General features: G+C 50.6%; 10 protein-coding genes and 1 pseudogene. 7 read left to right on the forward strand and 4 right to left on the reverse strand.

Going from position 1 to position 22,008, the window contains the following annotated elements:
* The first annotated feature begins 145 nt into the window (after window positions 1-145).
* Window positions 146-8,851: an ESPR-type extended signal peptide-containing protein gene (locus tag ACE419_RS03665; RefSeq protein ID WP_435721049.1), complete on the forward strand. Its 8,706-nt coding sequence runs from the start codon at window positions 146-148 to the stop codon at window positions 8,849-8,851.
* 190 nt (window positions 8,852-9,041) lie between these two features.
* Window positions 9,042-9,722 (forward strand): class I SAM-dependent methyltransferase, encoded by a 681-nt coding sequence (locus ACE419_RS03670; RefSeq protein WP_435721050.1) that lies wholly within the window; start codon window positions 9,042-9,044, stop codon window positions 9,720-9,722.
* Between the two features lie 65 nt (window positions 9,723-9,787).
* Here ACE419_RS03670 and ACE419_RS03675 read toward each other — a convergent pair whose 3' ends face one another.
* Window positions 9,788-11,581, reverse strand: a complete 1,794-nt coding sequence (locus ACE419_RS03675) for a HAMP domain-containing sensor histidine kinase (protein ID WP_435721051.1) — start codon at window positions 11,579-11,581, stop codon at window positions 9,788-9,790.
* Between the two features lie 556 nt (window positions 11,582-12,137).
* Here ACE419_RS03675 and ACE419_RS03680 point away from each other — a divergent pair.
* The 4 genes and pseudogenes from ACE419_RS03680 (at window position 12,138) to ACE419_RS03695 (ending at window position 15,877) form a co-directional block, all read left to right on the forward strand.
* Window positions 12,138-14,084 carry an OPT family oligopeptide transporter gene (locus ACE419_RS03680; RefSeq protein ID WP_435721052.1) on the forward strand — a complete coding sequence of 649 codons (1,947 nt, stop codon included), beginning with the start codon at window positions 12,138-12,140 and terminating at the stop codon, window positions 14,082-14,084.
* A 142-nt stretch (window positions 14,085-14,226) separates the two neighbouring features.
* A complete protein-coding gene (locus ACE419_RS03685; RefSeq protein ID WP_435721053.1) occupies window positions 14,227-14,424 on the forward strand; it encodes an EamA family transporter in 198 nt (65 codons plus the stop codon).
* A gap of 30 nt (window positions 14,425-14,454) precedes the next feature.
* Window positions 14,455-15,117 (forward strand): annotated as a pseudogene (gene rarD, locus ACE419_RS03690) (EamA family transporter RarD); the annotation flags it as partial.
* Between the two features lie 262 nt (window positions 15,118-15,379).
* Window positions 15,380-15,877: a MazG nucleotide pyrophosphohydrolase domain-containing protein gene (locus tag ACE419_RS03695; protein ID WP_435721054.1), complete on the forward strand. Its 498-nt coding sequence runs from the start codon at window positions 15,380-15,382 to the stop codon at window positions 15,875-15,877.
* Window positions 15,878-15,990: 113 nt separating this feature from the next.
* Here ACE419_RS03695 and ACE419_RS03700 read toward each other — a convergent pair whose 3' ends face one another.
* Window positions 15,991-17,022, reverse strand: coding sequence for a mechanosensitive ion channel family protein (locus ACE419_RS03700; protein ID WP_432646661.1), 1,032 nt, complete (start codon window positions 17,020-17,022; stop codon window positions 15,991-15,993).
* A gap of 67 nt (window positions 17,023-17,089) precedes the next feature.
* Window positions 17,090-18,121 (reverse strand): mechanosensitive ion channel family protein, encoded by a 1,032-nt coding sequence (locus tag ACE419_RS03705; RefSeq protein ID WP_432646662.1) that lies wholly within the window; start codon window positions 18,119-18,121, stop codon window positions 17,090-17,092.
* A 204-nt stretch (window positions 18,122-18,325) separates the two neighbouring features.
* Here ACE419_RS03705 and ACE419_RS03710 point away from each other — a divergent pair, with 204 nt between their 5' ends.
* Window positions 18,326-19,303: a Gfo/Idh/MocA family protein gene (locus ACE419_RS03710; protein WP_435721055.1), complete on the forward strand. Its 978-nt coding sequence runs from the start codon at window positions 18,326-18,328 to the stop codon at window positions 19,301-19,303.
* Window positions 19,304-19,416: 113 nt separating this feature from the next.
* Here ACE419_RS03710 and ACE419_RS03715 read toward each other — a convergent pair whose 3' ends face one another.
* The gene (locus tag ACE419_RS03715) at window positions 19,417-21,939 is read right to left on the reverse strand and encodes a Piwi domain-containing protein (protein WP_432646664.1); all 2,523 of its coding nucleotides are present in this window, start codon (window positions 21,937-21,939) and stop codon (window positions 19,417-19,419) included.
* Window positions 21,940-22,008 lie beyond the last annotated feature (69 nt).

A 22,008-nucleotide genomic window follows, 5' to 3' on the forward strand; every position in this document is an offset into this window, starting at 1 on the left:
GGAAGAGCGTTATTAAGACATCGTGAGATGATTGGAATGGATGTAATAAAAAAGAACGCTGTCATGGAGGACATGTTCTGAAATCCCTTCCACTCAAGATGTTGAAAGATTGTGCAGGAGATCAATATAATTGGGGGGACCCGGGATGAACAAAGTCTATAAAGTCATCTGGAGCAAAGTCCGCGGCTGCTATGTAGTCGTGTCGGAGATTGCCAAGAGCGGCGGCAAGACGAAAGCCAGACATGAAAAAAAGAGCAGCCATGGAGGGCTGCTCGTCGCAGCAGCGCTGGCAGCCAGCGTGTACGGAGCTGGGGAAAGTGGCCATGTTGAAGCGGCGACAGGTACAAATGCTGTACAAGAAGGCACAGATGCTGCGGCATCGGGTGCCAACTCTATAGCGATTGGTCCAAATGCCAAAGCTTCTGCTGATAGTGCAATAGCCATTGGTAATGGTGCTAGTGCTTCTGCTGATAGTGCTATAGCTGTTGGTAAAAATGCTGTTGCTGCAGGGCAAGGGGCTTTTGTTATTGGAGAACATAACAGTGCTACAGGTCAGAATGCTGTGGCCTTTGGCGGTGGCTATGGTAAAAATGAGAAAGGCAATACTGCCAGTGCTGTAGCTTCTGTTGCTTTTGGTGAAAATACTGTAGCGAAAGCAGAAGGCGCAGTGGCTTTTGGCTATGGTACTCAGGCTGGTTCGGATCAGACTGATACAAATGGAAAAAATTACGGCCAGGATGCAGTGGCCTTTGGCAATGGCACAAAGGCGCTGGGCGGACGTTCGTTGGCTTTTGGCGAGCGTACATTAGCAGAATACACAAATTCCGTAGCTTTTGGTGCTGACACACAATCTCGATCCAATGGCGCTACAGCCTTTGGCAGCCGGACTCGTGCTATGGCTCAGTACAGTACAGCTTTTGGCAATCGTGCTATAGCTGCAGGCAATTATGCAACGGCTTTTGGTACGGATACCTTGGCCGGCGTTAAAACCGATTCCAGCGGAGCTATGTTATTGACCAACGGTACGAAAATCGATGCTAACGGCAATGTGGCTTATACGGATGCCAGCGGCAATACCTATGCTGTTAAGAATTTCCAAAACGTCAAAAATGGCCAACCTTCCGGAGAAATCCATGATTATGTAGTAGTTAAAGGTACGGATGGCAATAATTATATTCAGGATTATCACGGCGATATCCATGCTGTAACCCTGACGACGCAGGATGATGGAACAATTGTTGCGACGGCTTCTACTGATATTGCTAAAAATATAACTTTACAAACAGCCACAGCAACTTCGACAGCTGGTTATGATTTTGTAGGATATAACAATGCTACAGCCTTTGGCGAAAGCACAAAAGCCATCAATAAGAACGCTACAGCTTTAGGTGAAAATTCTGTGGCCAGTGGTGAAAATTCTCTGGCCTTTGGTGAAGGCAGCACTGCTTCCGGCAATAACTCTGTAGCTGGCCTTGGCGGCACTGCGTCTACAGCAAATTCTATTGCCATTGGTAAAGATACCAAAGCCAATAATACTACAGAAAATGCCGTTTCTGTGGCTATTGGTCAGGAGGCCGAAGCTTCGGGAGCAAGATCTCTGGCCATTGGCTTTGGGGTTAAGGGAAAGAATGCAGATGGTACAGAAGATACAGTACTGACCCAGACCACGGCTTCCGGGGAAAGTGCCGTCTCCATTGGTACGGATACCAAGGCCGCTGGGCAGCATGCCCTGGCCATGGGGTCCCATACCGAAGCAACCAAAGATTCGTCCGTTGCAATCGGGTATGATACCCATGCCACGGAAGCTTCTACCGTCGCCATCGGCAGCGGTACGAAGGTGAACCGGGGTTATGGTGTTGCTATCGGTCTCAGTGCACTGGCAGGTATTGACGAATCGGACCCGGATTCTTCCGGAGCGACTTCGCATGATGGTTCCCAAACGGTTGCAGTAGGCTACTATACGAGGGCAACGGCTTTTAATGCGACAGCTCTAGGTACTTCAGCTAGTGCCAATGTTGAAAGTTCTGTGGCTCTTGGTTATGGTGCCTCTACGACTCGTGCTGCAGGGAATAAGGTAAATGGGGCTGTACAGGAAGCGTATTTAAAACCAACTTCTGTGGATTCTAGCAATAGTACCTGGACTTCCACGGCAGGTGCTGTATCCGTTGGTAATGCTAGTGCAAAGAAATCCATCACGCGTCAGATTACAGATGTAGCTGCAGGTTCTCTCGATACGGATGCCGTCAACGTGGCCCAGTTGAAGGCGGCTGGGGTAACGGTTACTTCGAATGATAATTCTGTCGGAATTGAAAAGACTACAGACGCTACAGATCATCATATTAATTATGACTTGAAAGTTGCTGCGGCTACCTTGACGAACTCCAATGGTACTGTGATCAGCACCAATCCTAAAGCAGCAGATGGCACGACGGAAAATACGAATGCCTACGTAACGGGCAATAGTGTCGCCAATGCTATCAATAACTCTGGTTTTACCCTGACTACATCCAAATCTGCTGGCGAAGTTTCTGGGACAACATCTGAATTGATTAATCCAGGCGAAACGGTGACCTTCGATGCCGGCAAGAACATTGCCTTAACACAGGCAACGAACAAAATCACTATTGCCACGAAAGATCATTTGGATGTTGATAGCGTCACATATACGACAAAAGATGCCAATGACAATACGAAGACTTATACAACGCAAGTCAATGGTACCGGCATCAATGTAACGCCGAATGAAACGGACAGCAAGAAAAAAATCACTTTAACGCAGGATGGCTTGAGCAACGGCGGCAAACAAATCATCAATCAGGCCAGCGGTGCGTCTGCTATTACGGGTGAAGGGGATAATAAAGCCTATACCTATGATAATGACACGAATGGTGCCAATATTGGTGATGTGAAGCGTCTTGCTGGCGAACAAACTTTGAACTATACCGGTGACAACAACACAAAGGGCAGCAATAAACTCAGCGAATCCATTGCCTTCAACGGTAAAGAAAATCAGATTGTAACTACGGCAGAAGATGGCAAACTGGGACTGAAATTAGCTGATGATGTCAAAGGTTTGAACAGTATTACTGCGGGCAATGCCCGTATGGGGCATAACGATGCCGGAACACTGGATACAGTTCAGAATGGAGCTGTGACAGGCAAACAAGCCGAAGCGGGAGATTACGTGACCGGTCTGACCAATAAAGACTGGACTGTCAAAAATCCGACCTATGTCAGCGGCCGGGCAGCCACGGAAGACGAATTGAAGACCGTATCTGATGCTGTTACAAACAACACAGACAATATCAATACCAATACGAATAATATTCAGGTAAATGCTGACAATATCGCCAAAGGTCTGAGCTTCACCACCAATACGAAAGATGCTCAAAATACCACTGGTGATTATCAAGGCTATAAAGTAGTGAACCGTAAGCTTGGCGATACGATTTCCATCAAGGCCGGCGATGCTGCTGCTGATCATAAATACAGCACGACGAATCTGACTACGGACATTGATAATACGGGCAATATCACCATTAAGATGGATGACAATCCTACATTTAATACAGTCAATGCCACTAGTTTGAACCTGCAGCCAAAGGATAATACGACCAAAGATCAGAACGGTCATACGGCGACGGCCCAGTTGGATGCCCATTATCGTGATGCCAGCCTAAATTCGAGCAAAAATGTCACCATGGCAGATGGCACGACCGGCATGACTCGTCTCCATTACCATGATGGAGAGGGAACTATCCACGATTTGGCCACCATGGATGACGGCCAGGTCTATGCCGGCGACATCAAGAGCGACGGCACGGCCGATACTGCCGGTTTTGGCCGCACCATGAACCAGAAGACCACTATCAAAGGCGGCGTGACGGATCAGGATAATCTCTCAGACAACAACATTGGCGTCGTTTCCAACGGCACCGATACTTTGACAGTAAAATTGGCTAAAAATCTTACAGGACTGACTTCTGTTACCACGGGCAAGACCAAAGTAGAGAATAGTGGCCTCACCATTACCAATGATGTCAATGACAGCAGTAAGAATGTCATCGTCAATGGCGACAAGATTGCCTTTGGCGGCAACCAGGTGACGAACATGGGCAGCGGTTCTGATGGGACCGACGCCAACGGTAATCCGACTTACAACACCACAACCAATGGTGCCAACATCGGAGATGTGCAAAAAATCGCCAACAGTACGGTCAAGTCGGTGACTGATACGGTCAATGCAGGTTGGGAACTGGACTATAATGGAACAAAACTGAAAGATGTGACGCCCACCAGCCGTAAGGCCAATTTTGCAGCCGGTCAGAATATTTCCCTGACAGGCAGCGACGACACCATTACTGTAGCTACAGCCGACGATGTACGCTTTAATACAGTTCGCGTAGGTGGTACGAAATCCGGGGATACTTATTCTGGCGGTATCGTCATCGGTACTCAAAGCGGTGGCAGCAGTGCCAATCCGAATACGGATTATTATATTACTGGCCTGAAGAATACTAACTGGGATTCGGATAAAATCCAGAGTGGCCGTGCTGCTACAGAAGATCAGTTGAAAGCTGTTGCAGATAATATTAAACAGGGGACCGTAGCTGGTGATGTATATTTAACTGGCGGCGGTATCAAGTATAATGGAGAGCATGATGATAAAGATACTACCAGTGTCAATGATGGCAAAGGCAGCTTGAAACTGACTTTAAAGAACCAATCTGAACCTATTTCCATTGATGGCCTTCATGATTACTATATTACGGATGGCGCCGTTTCTGAGGATGGCAAGACATTAACCTTGACTCGAAATGACACTGATTCTGATGGCAACCATAAAACTATTTCTGTTAAATTGGATAATCTGGAAAAGAATGACCTTCATCTGGTCGCCAATCCGACTGCTGGTTCAGACGGTAAATATACGGTAGCTTCCGATGGTACGGTGACACTGACCGTTCAGAACGATGCTGGTACTACTTCCAACAATATCACCATTGGCGGTTTGGCCAGTAAGACAGACGGCCTGAATTTCGGTGCCAATGCTAAAGTCAATGACAGCGACTCCAACCCTGTTACGAACAAACTGAACAGTACGGTCAATATCAAGGGTGCAGGTAAGAAAGCTTTAAGTCAGTACTCTGGTCAGAATCTGATGACTTCTGTGGAACAGGCTGATGATGGTACGACAACCATCAATGTCCTGATGGACAAGGACATCTCCACGGATACGGTGATGGTAACCGGCAAGGATGGCAATAATGGCCAGATCGGCATCACCGGCAAAAATGGTACCAATGGTACAGTGACCACCATCATCAAAACGGTTGGTGCGAATGGTACTGATGGAACTAATGGCACCCCAGGCGTTGATGGTACGAACATCACCCGTGTAGTCTATCAAGATGGTGTAGATGGTACGGATGGTATCACGCCCCAGACCGTGGCCACCTTGAATGACGGCCTGAAGTTCGCCGGTGATGACAATACTGTTATTACCAAGAAATTAAACGAACAGTTGAATTTTGTGGGTGGAGCCGACAAGACGAAGCTGACGGAAAACAACATCGGTATTAATGAAGGCGAAGACGGCAAGCTCCACATCCAGTTAGTAAATACACCGAACTTGGGTACCAATGGCAACTTGACCGCCGGCACTGCCCAGATTGGCTGGTTCAGCGATGCGAATAATTTGTTCATGACAAATGGTACGTCTCAGACAGGTAATAAAGCAACAGCTGGCAGTTACGTCGTAGGGCTTTCCAATACGGACTGGAATGTAACCAGTCCGGAATATGTCAGCGGCCGTGCTGCAACAGAAGATCAGTTGAAAAAGCTCAGTGATGCCCTTAAAAACAGCGATGCCGTAGATACGGATTACCAGTTGGTACCGAATCCTGACTCTGCGGATAATCATTATAAGGCAGTCAATGGTACGGTAACTTTGAAAGTCAAGGATAAAGCCCATCCGGATGCCGAGGCTGTTGATGTTGTCATTGATGACATTGCTTCCAAGAGTACCGTAGATGCTGCCCTTGACCGTACGGTGAAGTACAATATCGATAATACCACCAACAAGGTGGACAAAAACAATATCACACTGGAAGGCGGCGATGCCGGCACCCAGATTCAGAATATGGCTAGCGGTGCTTCGGCTGTGACGACCGACGACAGCGGCAACAAGACGTATACTTATGATACAGACACCAATGCTGCGAACATCGGCGATGTCAAACGTCTGGCAGGTCAGGGCGACCTGAATTATGCCGGTGATACTGGAAAAGGCACTAACAAACTGTCCGATGCAGTCAAATTTACTGGTACTAAAGACCAAATCACGACCAGTGCAAAAAATGGCGAAGTCAACTTCAAGCTGGCAGACGACATTCGCGTAGGTCAAAAAGGCGCGGACGGCAGCGTTGGTGTAGATGGCAGCATCGGTGCCAACGGCAAAGATGGGTCTTCTGTCGTCTTGAATGGTGCCGACGGCAGCATTGGCCTGAAAGGGACAGATGGTGCCAACGGTCTGACGATTCGCGGGGACAATGGTGCTGTCGGTGTCGATGGTACGGACGGCAAGGATGGAAAAGACGGAATGACTCGTATTGTCTATAAGGATGATAAAGGAACCGACCATGCTGTTGCCACCTTGAATGACGGCCTGAAATTTGTCGGCAATGACGGTCAGGAAGTCACGCGTGCGCTGAATTCGACCTTCTTGTCGCTGAAAGGCGGTCTCACGGGTGATGCGCTGCAGTCGGCTTCGTCGAAGAACCTCGGTGTCCGCAAGAATTCTACGAATGACGGTTTGGAAGTTGTCATGACCGATACGCCGGACTTTACGAAAGTAACGATTGGCGGCGGTACAGACACGACGAAGAAAATTGTCATTGGCGAACAGACTAACGGCAAGAAAACAGAAACAGGCAAATACATCACGGGCCTTGATAATACGACGTGGGATAAAGACAACATCGTCGAAAATCGTGCCGCTACGGAAGGCCAGCTCCATGATATTGCCGGCTCCATTACGAATCAGGCCAATGGCGGTGGTTTTGCACTGGCATCGGAAGAAAAAGATAGCACAGGCAATCATTTGACGGTCAAGCAGGACCTTGGCAAGGCAATCGAGCTCAAGGGTGATACAACCTACAAAGCAGATGGTTCTGTTGATAAACCGGGGAATATCAAGACCTCTGTCGACAACGGCAGCATCAAGATTTCCCTGAATAAAGATGTTGACCTTGGTCCGGGTGGCAGTGTTAAGACCGGCGCTACGACTATCAATAATGCTGGTGTAACCACGAATAAGGTGCAGGTCGGTGATATTTCCATCACCAAAGATGGCATCAATGGCGGCAGCAAGCAGATTTCCAATATTGCCAGTGGTCTTGATGGCAAGTCTTATGATACGACGAAAGATGGTCAGCAGAACTGGAACAATGCAGCCAGCATCGGCGATGTTCATACCATCACGAGTGATATCAAACAAAACGTCACGAATGTGACGGATAAAGTGGATAAAATGGACCAGCACATTGGTCAGATTGACCAGAATGTCACACAGCTGCAGCAGGATGTTCATGCAGACCGTCAGTATCAAGGCGATGATGCTGCCAAAGGTAAACTCAATGTCAAATTCGGCAGTTTCCTGCGCCTGACGGGCGGTGCTGACAGCAATGCTCTGACGGGTGAAGGCAATATCGGCGTCATCCAGCAGGAAAAAGACGGTGTTACGGGGCTTTCCGTCCGTCTTGCTAAACATCTGAACCTTGAAAAGACGACCTATGCAACCGAAGAAAATGGCGAGAAGCATCAGACGGAAGTGGACAGCAAAGGCCTGACTATCAGCCATACGGATGCTTCGGGCAAGGCCAATAATATCGTCGTTCGCGAGGACAATGTCAGCATGGGCGGCAATCAGATTCACAATGTCGCACCTGGCAGTGCCGATGATGATGCTGTCAATGTCTCCCAGCTCAAGAAGCTCGGCGGTGAGGTCAGCAATGTCAGCCGCCGTGTCGACCGCGTTGGTGCCGGTGCCGCAGCTCTCGCTGCCCTGCATCCGCAGGATTTCGACCCCGATGACAAATGGGATTTCGCTGTGGGCTACGGCAATTACCGCGGTGCGAATGCCGCGGCGGTCGGTGCGTTCTATCAGCCGAATGAAGATACGACTTTGTCGGTTGGCGGCACGGTCGGCGGCGGAGAGAACATGATCAACGCCGGCATCAGCTTTAAGTTTGGTCAGGGCAACCATGTGACGAACAGCCGCGTGGCGATGGCCAAGGAGATTCTCGCACTCAAGGATTTTGTGGAGAAGCAGAATACGATGCTGCAGCAGCAGAATGCCAAGATTGAGAAGCTCGAAGCGATGGTCGGGGCTGCGTCCGGCACGCCTGCTGAGGCCGCTGCCGTCAAGCCGCAGAAACATACGCTGCTGTTCCCGGATGTGCCGGAAAACCACTGGGCTTACAGCTATGTCAAGAAACTTTCCGAACGCGGCCTGCTTGAGGGCTATCCGGATGGCGAGTTCAAGGGCAATCGCACGCTGACGCGTTACGAATTTGCCGCGATTGTCGCGCGTGCCCTTGAAAACGGCGCTGCGGCCGATGAGGATATGCAGCATATGGCCGAGGAATTCGACACCGAAATCCGCGAACTCAGCCTGAGCCGTTTCCGCGTGGACCGCGTAGCCGGCGACGATAACGACCGCCACAAGATTGAGCGTGTCCGCGTCAACGATCGCGATGAAGAAGTCCAGAAGAAGAATGGCGAAAAGGCCAAAATCTACCGCGACATCTACGGCGAGCAGATTGAAAAAGCAGCGGAAGCTGCCAAATAAGATTTTTCCTTCCTATTATATATGCTTATTAGGGACTGCCTGCGGGCAGTCTCTTTTTTTCAAATATTTTTCGCAGGAATCATAGGAAAAAATAAGAAATCATAGGCCGGTGTGATAAAAAGTATATCGCCGCGGCGCGATATGTGATAGTCTAAAACTATAAACGATAGAGAAAGGACGAGAGAAGTTTATGGAACGCAAGATGATAGTACGGAATGCCTATGCTCTGGTCGGGTATTTGGCGAAGGATTACGATGGCATGATGAAGAACGAAAGTCTGCTCGGACGTCTGGCTATCCGTTTTTTCTGGCAGCTCAGCGGCACGCGCTATCAATCGTTCATCCAGCAGACGTTTCAGGGGATCCCAAAGAATTTTGCGGGCAGGCTGCTTGAGGTGCCGGTCGGGACGGGAGTGCTTTCCCTGCCGCATTACTGTCAGATGAAGTCGTCGAAGATTGTCTGCCTCGATTATTCGGAAGAGATGCTCGCAAAGGCCAAGGCTGCGCCGCTGGCACGCAGGCTGCCGAACGTCCATTTTACGCGCGGCGATGTCGGGGACCTGCAGTATGAGGATGGCACGTTTGACTGCGTGCTGTCTTTAAACGGCCTGCATGCTTTTCCGGATAAGGACGCGGCGTTTGCCGAGACGCACCGCGTGCTTCGGGACGGCGGCACGTTTACGGGGTGCTGCTATGTCAAGGGCGAGAATAAGATTACGGATTTCTTTGTGCAGTCGTTCTGTGTGCCGTGCGGATTTTTTACGCCGCCTTTTGATACGGCGGAGAGCCTGGAAAAGAGACTGCGCGGGCTTTACTCTCATACGCGGATTACGAAGGCCGGGTCATTTGCGGGATTTATTTGCAAAAAATGAGGTAGAAAAATAAAGCGAGACTGTTTTTGACAGCCTCGCTTTTTTTCGTATGCTTTTTTTTGCATTTACTCGATTGTGGTTTTTGGGAAAGTTAGGGTGAAGGTGGTGCCTTCTCCGAGCTGACTTGTTACTTCGATTTTGCCGCCGAAGAGTTCGACTAGGAATTTGACCAGGGAGAGGCCGATGCCGTTGCCGCCGGATTTTCTGGCGCGGGCTTTGTCGACGCGGTAGAAGCGGTCGAAGATGCGCGGCAGGTCGTCGGGGGCGATGCCGATGCCGTTGTCCTGGACGGTGATTTTGATGTTTTCGTCCTTTTCGCCGTCGGACTGACTTTTGACGAGGATTTTGCCGCCCTCTGGGGTGTATTTGATGGCGTTTTCAGTCAGGTTGTAGAGGATTTGGCTGAAAAGTTCGGGGGCTGCGGAGACGAACAGGGTTTCTGCGGATGGTTCAATCTGCAGGTTCTGTGACTTTTTCCCGGCTTTTTCCTGCAGCTGTCTGCCCGTATGTTCCAGCGTTTCGTTGACGTCAATGGGCACGCGCTTGACTTTGGTGCGGCCGTGATGGCTGTCGAGGCGCGCGAGCTCCAGGAGACCTTTCATCAGGCGGGTCATGCGCTGGGCCTCCTGGTAGATGATACTGATGAAGTGATGGCTGGCTTCGGGGTCTTTGAAGTCGTCGTCGAGCAGGGTCTCGGCAAAGCCGGAGATGGAAGTCAGGGGCGTGGCGAGTTCGTGTGCGGCGTTGCTGACAAATTCGGCCTGACGCTGGTTGATTTCCTGCAGCAGCGAGATGTCGTGGAAGACGGCGAGCACGAGTTCGTCGGAGCCGTCGCGGAACGGTGCGAGGAAGACTTGGAAAGTATGCTTTATATTGTTTTGACCGTCAAACTGCAGCGTAATGGCCTGAGACTTGTTTTCGCGGCAGACGACCTGTGCGGTCTCGGAGAGCTCGGCACTGCCGATGACGTGAATGCTGTGTCGGTGCAGTTCGTTGCCCTGCAGGTGGAAGGTCTCTTCGGCCTGACGGTTCGTGTTGACGATGAGGCCGCGTTCGTCGATGAGCATGATGGCGTTGTCGGTATTGTTGAGAATGAGGCTCATCTTATGGGCTTCGTCCTGCGATTCCTGAATTTTCCGCGAGAGGTTGGCCGTCAGGCGGTTGATGGTCTTGACGAGGGTGTCGAATTCGTCATCGCCGCTGCGCCAGCGCAGGCGTTTATGCAGATTGCCGCCCGCGATTTCCATGGCACCGAGGCTCAGACAGCGGATGGGCTGGACCTGACGATGGGCAAGCCAGATGGAGATGATGAGGGCGATGAGCAGGGCGAAGAACAGGGCCGAAAGGATGAAGTGAAAGCCCATGTTGTACGACTGTTCCATGGAAGCGAGCGAAGAAGAGGTGCGGATGATACCGATGAGCTGGCCGCTGCGGTAGACGGGAATTGCGGCGTACATGAAGTTTTCGTGCAGGGTGTCGCTTTTGCGGATGGCCATGCCGTAGTCGCTCGTCATGGCCTGCTGGACTTCCTCGCGGTCGAGGTGGTTGTCGAGGGCGCTGCTGGGCTCGGAAGTATCGCCGAGCACCGTGCCGTCGGCGTCGATGACGGTGATGCGCAGATTGGTCTTTTCATGGAGTTCACGCAGGATGGTGTCAAGGGCTGCCGTGTTGCGCGTGTAGAGAGTGTCTTCAAGTGAGGTCTCGACGATTTTGGCGTTAAGAATCAGGGCGTTCTTTTCCTGCTGCATCGTGTAGTCGCGGAAATAGTTCAGCAGGATGATGCCGAGAAGGGAGAGGGAGACGAGGACGACGAGCAGAAAAGACGAAACGAGACGGCGGGTAATTTTGGAATGGAACAAGAAATCAGCTCCCTTCAAAAGTTCAAAAGTGCAATCAAGGCGTCTGAGGAAAGGGGCAGTCAACGTTCCGCGCAGCAGGCTGAAGCTTCACTTATGACTGCCCCTTCCCTCAGACTTACCGATACGATTTAAAGGCGCGGCCGAGAGGATACTGCCAACGCTCCGCGCAGCAGGCTGAAGCTTCGCTTATGGCAGTATCCTATCGGCCGCTTACGTTAACGTGATTTCGTAAATCGCTAAATTTAGTACATTTTCTTCTCCCATGTGGACATTTGTGCGCGATAAAGACTTTTTCTGTATCCGCGTTTATTTTACAGATTCGACGGCCAGAAGGATTTTCCTGCTGTTTTTCGAAAATGTCTTTTATGAAAATACATATTAGAGCAGTACTGCGGAAATACTGTGGCATTATTATGATATAATGGTGTATAGATGTACACTTTATGTGGTTTCTTGACAGATTTCTGAAATAGTCTTACACTATCAATGTATTCTCTATCCGTAGAGGATGGACATACGATATTTTTTCCAGATTTCTGGATGCAGGGGGAATTCCATGTCAGGAATGACGAATCAAAATCATGAGCGGCGTCCTTATAAGCCGAGGATGTCGCCCGATAAGACGTATGAGGAAATCAATTCGTACGTCGTGTTCTGGGGCTTGTTTTTTTCGGTCATCTTTGCGTTGGCCGTGGGTTATCTCTGTCTGAAAATCGGCCAGACGGTCGATGCGTTTGCGCCGGTTTCGGTGCTGGCCATGGGCATGGCGGTGCTGTTTCACCGCAAAAATGCGTTTCCGGAGACGGTGCACATTCAGGCCATTGCAAGTGCCGGCACGAATATCATCGGCGGGGCGATGTTCATTCTGCCGGCCCTTTATATTCTGCACATCGAGGATGTCTCGTTTCTTGAAATGGTCATCCCGATTGTCCTTGGCGGCGTGCTCGGCGTCTTTCTCGCGACGGTGTTCCGCCGTTATTTCTGCGAGGAGATGGACGGCGTTTATCCGTTCCCGTCGGGCAGTGCGGCAGCCGAAGTCCTCGAGTCGGACGAAGGCTCGAAGGCACATTTGATGCTTTTGAGCGGTGCTGTGGCCATGGTCTACGATTTTGTGCTCAATTCGCTCGGCTGGTGGCAGGAACTTTTGACGACGACGACGTTCCAGTGGGGACAGGCTCTGGCCGATAAATACAAATTGGTTTTCAGTCTCGATAACGATGCGGCCCTTTTGGGCATCGGTTATTTCACGGGCCTTCGCTATGCGGCCATCATCGCGGCGGGTTCGTTTTTCTCGTGGCTTGTCTGCGTGCCGATTGCGTATTATCTCGGCGGCGACCATATGATGGTGGTCGATGGGACGTCGATGCTTCTCGCAGAGGCTCCTGTCGATGCGGTCTTCTCGCAGTATGTCCGCCATGTCGGCATCGGCATGCTTGCGATGTCGGGCATCATCGGCCTTTTGTCGATGTCGGGCGTCGTTGCGCGCGTGGTCAGACGTGCCGTTTCGGACCTCTTCACGAAGAGCTCGAAAAAAGCGGCGGGGCTGCTGCGCACGCAGCAGGACCTGCCGATGGTGCAGATTGTCTTTGGCAGCCTGCTCATGACGGTTTTGTTTGCCGTTTTTTTCCACATCATGTGCTCCGAAAGCCTGACGCAGACGATGATCGCCTTTGTCGTGGTCATGCTGTTTGCCCTGCTTTTGTCGGTCGTCGGCATCAGCTCGATTGCGTTCACGGGCAATGAGCCGGTTTCCGGCATGACGATTTTCATGATTATCGTTTCGGCGGTTGTCATGGGCAGCGCCGGCATGCATGGCAAGGCCGGCATCGTGGCCATCCTCATGATGGCAGCGTTCCTGTGCGCGACGCTCGCGGTTTCTGGCAATTTTATGTCGGAGCTCAAGGTCGCGTATCTCACGGGCGCGACGCCGAAGAAAATGCAGCAGTGGCAGCTCGTCTCGATTGTCCTCGCCGGTGTTGTGTCGGTCGGTGTCGTCTTCCTCCTGAATCACGCGTATGGCTTTACGGGGGATGGCGCTCTTGCCGCACCTCAGGCCAATGCGATGGCCGCCATTGTGGGCCCGATGATGGACGGCGGCAATGCGCCGTGGCCGCTTTACATGGCAGGTGCGTTCTTTGCCGTCATCCTCTGGATGATGAAGATTCCGCCGCTCGCCTTCGCCCTTGGCGCGTATCTGCCGATGGGCATCAATACGCCGGTGCTTGTCGGCGGCCTGATTTCGTATTTTGTCTCGCACAGCAGCAAGGATGAAAAAGTCAATGCCAAGCGCCTGAGCGAGGGCAATACGGTCGCTTCGGGCTTTGTTGCCGGCGGTGCTATTGGCAGCCTCATCAGTGCCGTGCTGCACATCGCCGGTATCGACTGGTTCGCCAAGGCCTGGGCCGCTTCGCCGGCCGCGACGTTCGCCGGACTCATCGCGTATTTTGTGCTCTGCATCTTCATCTACGCGATGGCGAAAAAAGCCGCCCGCGTCGACGCATAAGCTTTTGGATAAATAAAATTTCGAAGACGGATAAGCCGGTTCCTGAGAGTTTTTCATCAGGGACCGGCTTTTTGTGTTATACTGGAACATATTATTTGCTTTGATTTTTTACAAATAAAATGGAAAGGGAAAGGGTGGTATTTTGGAACATTCACGCCGTGTGGGTATGACGGCGGCGCTCATGACCTATTTGATTTGGGGCGTACTGCCGCTTTACTGGAATCTTCTCGCGCGGGCTGATGCCAATGAGATTTTGGCACACCGCATTATTTGGTCGTTTCTTTTTATGCTGCTGGTGCTCGTTTTGACAAAGCGCTGGCAGGCATTTAAGGCCGACTGACGTGCACTTTGGCAGAATAAAAGGCGCGGCGCGATTCTCTTGGCCGCGGCTTTTATCATCAGCATCAACTGGCTGACGTATATCTGGGCTGTCAACCACGACCATGTCATCGATACGAGCATCGGGTATTATATCAATCCGCTGATGAGTGTGCTGTTTGGCGTTATTTTTTTTCGTGAGCATATCGGCGGGCTTAAGAAGTTCTGCATCCTGCTCGCGGCCATCGGCATTTTCCTGATGACGTATCAGCTCGGCTCGCTGCCGTGGGTTTCGGTGGTGCTAGCCGTGACGTTTTCGGTTTATGGGGCTCTTAAAAAGCAGCTGCAGCTCAATCCGTTTTCGAGCATCACGCTTGAGACGCTGTTGATGCTGCCGTTTGCCCTGCCGTATATCGCAAAGCTCATGATGTCGCCTGCAAATCATTTTTCGCTGGCAACGCCTGACTTGGCGCTTTTCCTCATGGGGACGGGTGTGGTGACGGCGGTGCCGCTGGTGCTGTTTTCGTACGGGGCGAATTTGCTGCCTTTAAATGTACTCGGATTCTTCCAGTATATCAGTCCGACCATTGGGCTCTTGCTCGGAATTTTCTTTTTCCATGAGGCGTTCGGGCTCGCGCAGATCAGCGCGCTGGCATTTATCTGGGCCGCACTGGCGCTGTTTACGGCGGCAGAGGGACTTGGCGGCAGGAAGTAAGGGCCCTCGAGAAGGGAAGGCGGGGAAGCGGGCTGGCGTCGCTGCGCGGCGGCCGGCTGCTAAACTTATTTTTTGCCTTTTAATTCAGCCTTGCAGGGAGCTAAACGCACTTCGTTTGGACGGACGCTCCCTCGCAAGGGTTCTGGCAGGCAAAAAATAAGTTCTTGACGCAGGCGGCCGAACGCTCCGCTCGTGCCAGCCCGCTTCCCCTTACTGCCAGCTCTGGGATTACGGACTTTGGAAAAGAAAGGGATTATATTATATGGAAGGAAACGATAAAATTACGTTGGAGTCTGTCATTCGGCTTAAAAAGATTGTGGCGCGGCTGCGTTCGGAAAATGGATGTCCTTGGGACCGTGCGCAGACGCATGAGAGTTTGAAACCGGCCTGCATTGAGGAGGCAGCGGAGGTGCTTGGGGGCATTGATATCCTCAAGGATACGGGCAAGGACGAAAATCTCAAGGAGGAGCTCGGCGATCTTTTGCTGCAGGTGGTGTTTCATGCGCAGTTAGCGGAGGAAGAGGGGCTTTTTTCTTTGGCTGATGTGGCGGAGACGGTGTCTGCGAAAATGATTCGGCGTCATCCGCATGTGTTTCATGAGCCGATGCTCGATGAAAACGGCCGTCCTTTGACGGAGTGGAAGGAAATCAAGGCGCAGGAGAAGAAGGGGCGCGAATGGGAGGAGGATTATTTGCCGCAGGCTTTTGCGGAAGCGGAGACTCTTATCGACAAGGCGAAGAAGCGTAAGGGAATTTCGTAAGTTCTTCGCTGGTTACTCTTACAGATTCTCATGAGGCGAAAAAAAACCGGCAGACTCTGTCTTTTTTTGACAGGACTGCCGGTCTTTTTATGCGTTTAGGCAGGATGCATGATTTAGGCTGTGCGTTCGAGCAAGTGGATGTTTTCGTTCTGATACGTCTGGTAGATGGCCTTGATGAACTGATGTTTGAGTACGCCTTCGTCGACAACGTTTTTGATGCGCAGGACGACGTCGAAGGAGATGCCGTATTCGCCGAGTTCTTTGTAGCGGACGGCCGGCTCGAAGCCGGTGACGCCGTACTGGCTGTTGTCGAGGATGTGGCGGGCCGTGGCGAGGGTCACGGCTTCGACGTGTTCGAGGTCGCTGCCGTAGGTGATGGTCAGGGGAATGGCAATTGTGCATTCGGCGAGGGGCTGTTCGTAGTTCATGAGTGTCGAGGCGGCGATGCTCTTGTTCGGCACGATAATCGTGTTGCCCGTGGAGGTGCGCAGTGTCGTGTTGCGCCAGTTCATGTCGATGACGCGGCCCGAGGCGTCTTTGTTCAGTTTGATGTAGTCGCCAATGCGGATTTGCTTGGAAACGAGCGTCGTGATGCCCGAGAACAGATTCGCGAGGGTATCCTGCAGGGCGAGTGCCGAAGCAAGACCGCCGACGCCTAAAGCCGTGAGCAGCGGGGAAATCGAGATGCCGTGGGCGTCGAGAATCAGGATGATGCCGATGGCGTAGACGCCGACGTTGATGACGGTCGCGAGAATCGAGGTCGAGCCGTTGCGCGTATTGCTGTTGCTGAGTTTATACTGCAGAAAAGCCGAGACGAGATGCGCGATGAACAGCGTAATCGTCAGAGTCAGGGCGTTGAAAAAGACCATCTGCATATGCGGCTTGACGAAATCCGGCAAATCCATGATATTGTCAGCCACGGCAATGCCGCAGCAGATGCCGACCATCGTGGGCATGAAGCGCGTGATATGCCTGAGAACATCCTCCGGCATTTTTGTATAGCGGTTGATGAGGTACGTGATGCCGCGAAAGATATAATGCAGCAGGATAATGCCGACAATCTGGCAGATGATGAAGACGGCAAAATGGACATGAGGGCCGCCGTATTGGACCTCGTGAATGAGATTGTCAAAAGAAAATGGCATGGTTGTTTGCTTGTTCCTTTCCTATATATATGTATATATGATAGCAATATGAAATTCCCGCAGAAAATCAGGGCTGGCGCTGAAGCAGCTGGATGTTGTTTGCCTGATAGCAGCGGTAAATGGCCTTGATGAACTGATGACGCAGTTTGGCTTCGTCGACGGCATTTTTGATGCGCAAAACGACCGAAAACGAAATGCCGTATTCGCCGAGCTCTGTAAAGCGGACGGCCGGCTTGAAGCCCGTGACGCCGTACTGGCTCTTGTCGAGGACCTTTTGGGCCGTGGCGACGGTGACTTCCTCGACTTTGCCGAGGTCGCTGCCGTAGACAATCGTCAGCGGGATGGAAATCGTGCATTCCGCGAGCGGCTGCTCGTAATTCGTCAGCATCGAGGTGGCGACTGTCTTGTTCGGGATGATGATGAGGTTGCCCGTGGGCGTGCGCATGGTCGTATTGCGCCAGTTCATATCCGTGACGCGGCCCGTCGCGCCGGTCGACAGCTTGATGTAGTCGCCAATGCGAATCTGCCTCGAAATGAGCGTCATGATGCCCGAAAACAGATTGGCGAGGGTATCCTGCAGCGCGAGGGCCGACGCGATACCGCCGACGCCCATGGCCGTGAGCAGAGGAGAAATCGAGATGCCGTGGGCATGGAGAATCAGGACCACGCCGGACGCGTAGACAAAGATATTGATGAGCGTGCCGAGAATGGACGTCGACGAATTCTCGGCGTTGCTGTTGACAAGCTTATACTGCAGAAAAGCCGAGATGAGATGCGCGATAAACAGCGTCAGCGTGATGGCCACGGCATTGTAAAACAGCATCTCCATATGATTCTTGATGAACGTCGGCAGCTCCATAAAGGCATTGGCCGCGTAAATGCCGGCGCAGATGCCCGTCATAAAAGGCATGAAGCGTACGACGTGGTTCAGGACATGTTCGGGAACCCTCGTATAGTGGCTGACGAGATAGACGATGCCCTTAAAAACATAGCTTAAGACAATGATGCCGAGGATTTGAGCCGTTATGTAGATGACGGCTGTCATTTTGGGGCCGCCATGCTGGATTGTATTCAGGATGCCGGCTAAGGATACGGACATAGATAACACCTTCGTTTCAACGTTTTAATACGGATTTGAAGAATATTTTAAGGTGCGGAGATTAGAAGAACGCTAAACTATTGACGATTTTTAGCAGGATTTCGCACTTTTTTCGCGAAATAGGAAATATAGTTTTATAGTCTGTTTCGACAGACCGCCGAAACACAGGCAACAGCGGGATATAGTAAGAAGGGGGATATTTTTATGGCAGTTCAGTATAAATGGGCTACGCTCGGCTGCGGCGTCATCGGCCATCAGCTGGCCGAGGCCATGCAGAAGCTCGGGGGCAATCTCTACGGCGTGGGCAACCGCACGCACGAAAAAGCCGTGAAATTTGCCGAGCAGTACGGAATCCCGAAGGTTTATGACCAGCCCGAGGACATCTTCAAGGACCCTGAGGTCGATATCGTCTACATATCGACGCCGCATAACACGCATATCAAGTACCTGCGTCAGGCACTCGCGGCCGGCAAGCACGTGCTCTGCGAGAAGTCAATCACGCTCAACTACTACGAGCTCGAAGAAGCTGTAAACCTCGCCATGAAGAATCATCTCGTGCTCGCCGAAGCCCAGACGATTTACCATATGCCGATCTACCGCGAGCTCAGCAAGCGCATCCAAAACGGCGACTTTGGTCCGCTGCGCCTCATGACGATGAATTTTGGCAGCTACAAGCCCTACGATATGAAAAACCGCTTCTTCAACCGCAGCCTCGCCGGCGGCGCCATGCTCGACATCGGCGTCTACGCACTTTCCTTTGTGCGCTGGTTCATGAGCTCGAGTCCGAAGGAAATTTCCTCGCAGGTCCTTTACGCGCCGACCGGCGTCGACGAGCAGGCGAGCATTCTCCTGAAGAACGACGAAAACGAAATGGCCACGGTCATGCTCTCACTGCATGCCAAACAGCCGAAGCGCGGCATGATTTCCTTTGACAAGGCCTATGTCGAGCTCATGGAATATCCGCGCGGCGACAAGGCTATGATCACCTGGACCGAAGACGGCCATAAGGAAGAAATCATCGCCGGCGAGACCGAAAACGCCCTGTGCTACGAAGTTGAAGACATGGAACGCACCGTTGCCGGCGAAAAAGACTACATGCACCTCGACTATACCGTCGACGTCATGGCCCTCATGACCAAGATCCGTCAGGACTGGGGCATGAAATATCCCGAGGAAGAGTAATACCGGCGTCTAAAAGTGCACAAGTAAGAAAATCAAAAACGGCACATCCCTTTATATATGGGGATGTGCCGCTTTTATATTCATGGTATTGCGCAAAGTACGCAAAGATCACTCTACATAAAGAAATTCTGGTCTGTAATGGCCCCGTGCGGGATCCGGTCATAAGCCTTGCAAATTTGATCTGCAATATAGGTTGGCAGGGGGAGTCTTATATTCTGCATGCTGCCGGGATAATTCTTGGTGAGACTGTAGCAGATCTGCATGATGGTATCCATGGGCAGACTGCCGGCTGAATGAACGATTTTTAAGGGACGGGGCGCACCAAAGCGGCCATTACTCTTCGTCGTAACGATATATCCTTCTTCTCCTTTTATCAGCGCCGTGCCGATATCGGGATTGGCAAACTGCAGCTGCTCGTTTTGATGCATGCCTTTGGCAAGGCGCGTTCCTGCCTGCTTACGCACTTCTACAATGTCATAGCGGATTTCCCGCTCGCCAAAATACTGTGCATAAAAATCATCATCTTCGTTCGAGAATCCATCCCGCATGATGATGATGCCTTTTGGGAAACTGCCAATCTTCTCTTCATAGCAGAGCAGCGAACGGTCAAATATTTCTTCAAGTATCTTAGCTGGGATTTTCTCGCCTGTCTGCGCTCGTTCCGGTGCATATGAGCCTAAATAATTGCCATGCCCATCCAAAATAACCGAGCATCCCGGATAATGAATGCCTTTTGCCGCCATACCGACATCCAGCCCTAAAATCATATCGATGTTTCCGGGCAAAGGCTCATGGAAAACAGCTGGGACGCAGCCGAGTTTTGCCATCATCTGCATGATGAGATTGTAAGCGGTGTAACGAAGACTGCTATTGCTTATGCCATTCTTTTGAACTATTCCCCGCTTCTTTTGCAGAGAATAATCTTTTAACAGCTCTTTGATGGTATGGTCATTGACCATTTGTGACGGCATGGCTGTTGAGGCCAAATCCTTCTTAATCCGGTCATGAAGGTCTGCAGGAAGATAGGGGTCGTTTGCATTCAGAACAATCAAATTTAAATCTGTTTCTGCATCTTGATTCATCTCATGGATTTTTTTTAGAATAGCGTTGATGCCGTACTTTTGATGGTAATCTTCAACATAGGCCTTGGGCCTAAACCAGGCACCTTGTTCACCCCTGACGGAAAATGCAGGGGAACAGTGGCGCATACCGCCGTATTGATAAAGATAACGCAGAGCATCCAGCAGCTGTTCTTCCGTAAATTGTTTTGCATCTCCCAGAATATTGATGCGCAGGTTGGTCTTTTGGGGGTCCTTTAATCTTTGTGGAATGGAATAATAACCACAATTTTTTTGAAACAGGCTTTCTTTTTGCTTCATCTCGGCCAATATAATTTTTTGATTGCCAATTCGCAGTCGTGGTGTTGCCATGATGCTGTTGGCATAGCCGATATCAGCAGCAGAGCAGGGGATAGCAGACAACTTCACTCCCTGTCCGAGCTCGGAAAGCTCGCCAATGTCTGTGATTACTTCGCGATCCAGTGCAATGCGTTTATCCATTTCCAACCGCATGTATTTCACCGATGCCTTACTAAATTTTTTGAAATTTTCAGCGACATATTCTGTGGTTAAGATAGGATGAAGCGTCGAAGCCAGATACTGGCATACTGTATGGGCATTGAGACGCACGTATAAGATAAAATCATCAGCTGGACTGTTTTGGACAGCCTTTTGCACTTCTTTGCATCTTGAATATCGTTGACGCAGATAATTCTTTGTGGCTGTTACAGAAGCATCTTCCTGTGGATTTTTTCCAGGGTTGGCCGCACAGTATTCTTTTTCCGATACAATGATGCCGGTCTGTGAAAGCCCCGTAGACAAACGGTATTTTGCTTCCCGTCCGATAAATTTTTCTGGGGAGATCCCATCTTTTTTCGAGATGTGATAAAAAGACTGCTTGCTTAAATATTCGGTTTTTGATGTAAGGGAAACGGTAAAGAAACCATCCATACGGATAGACGGTTGGATGGAAAAGCACCTTCCTAAGATAATCTTATAATTTTGCCGTTTCTTTTCTCTGACATCATGCGGGGCATTTACATCTGCCTCGTTATACGATGTATCTGTGATGTGTCCATAGACGATTTCACCAGCTTTGTTGGGCAGATGGTAGAGATAAGCTGTATGAAGTTCATCGTTCTTCACAAAATATTTCTTTTGGTTTTTATTGGCAAAAAATCCGGTTGAGGCAGTGAAACGGGCTAGTTTTCGCAGTATTAAAAGGGAGATATAGGCATCATAGACTGCCGTATTCGAGAAGGGAATTTTCGTGGTTTCTTTTAATATCAATTCGTACTGGCAATAAGATTCGCGTACTTTCGTGCCATTTTCTCCTTTAAGCCAATAAGCGGGTAAGGGAACCTTCGTATAAATAAATGTATCATCTGTGCAGGCAAAGCACGTGGGTACATTACGATTAATACATCCTGTAATCGCGCGGGCGAGAGAAATGAGATTGACTAGGCGGTCCGTATACAAACGTTTGATTTCATAGACATAAAATTCCTGTTTCAGGATCGATTTCGTACTCGGATAGCATTCCAAATAGCATTCATTTGCGGATGCACTGTTGCGCATAAAATCACTCCTAATTCATATGAAATTATAGAAATCAATTATAGAAATCAATCAGGTTAATTTTAGTTT

The sequence above is a fragment of the Mitsuokella apri genome (assembly GCF_047974105.1).
GTDB lineage: Bacteria > Bacillota > Negativicutes > Selenomonadales > Selenomonadaceae > Mitsuokella.

Excerpts from the sequence above, each read along its gene's own strand:
- ACE419_RS03665 (WP_435721049.1), top strand. The coding sequence starts at position 146 with ATGAACAAAGTCTATAAAGTCATCTGGAGCAAAGTCCGCGGCTGCTAT.
- ACE419_RS03670 (WP_435721050.1), top strand. The coding sequence starts at position 9,042 with ATGGAACGCAAGATGATAGTACGGAATGCCTATGCTCTGGTCGGGTAT.
- ACE419_RS03680 (WP_435721052.1), top strand. The coding sequence starts at position 12,138 with ATGTCAGGAATGACGAATCAAAATCATGAGCGGCGTCCTTATAAGCCG.
- ACE419_RS03695 (WP_435721054.1), top strand. The coding sequence starts at position 15,380 with ATGGAAGGAAACGATAAAATTACGTTGGAGTCTGTCATTCGGCTTAAA.
- ACE419_RS03700 (WP_432646661.1), bottom strand. The coding sequence starts at position 17,022 with ATGCCATTTTCTTTTGACAATCTCATTCACGAGGTCCAATACGGCGGC.
- ACE419_RS03705 (WP_432646662.1), bottom strand. The coding sequence starts at position 18,121 with ATGTCCGTATCCTTAGCCGGCATCCTGAATACAATCCAGCATGGCGGC.
- ACE419_RS03710 (WP_435721055.1), top strand. The coding sequence starts at position 18,326 with ATGGCAGTTCAGTATAAATGGGCTACGCTCGGCTGCGGCGTCATCGGC.
- ACE419_RS03715 (WP_432646664.1), bottom strand. The coding sequence starts at position 21,939 with ATGCGCAACAGTGCATCCGCAAATGAATGCTATTTGGAATGCTATCCG.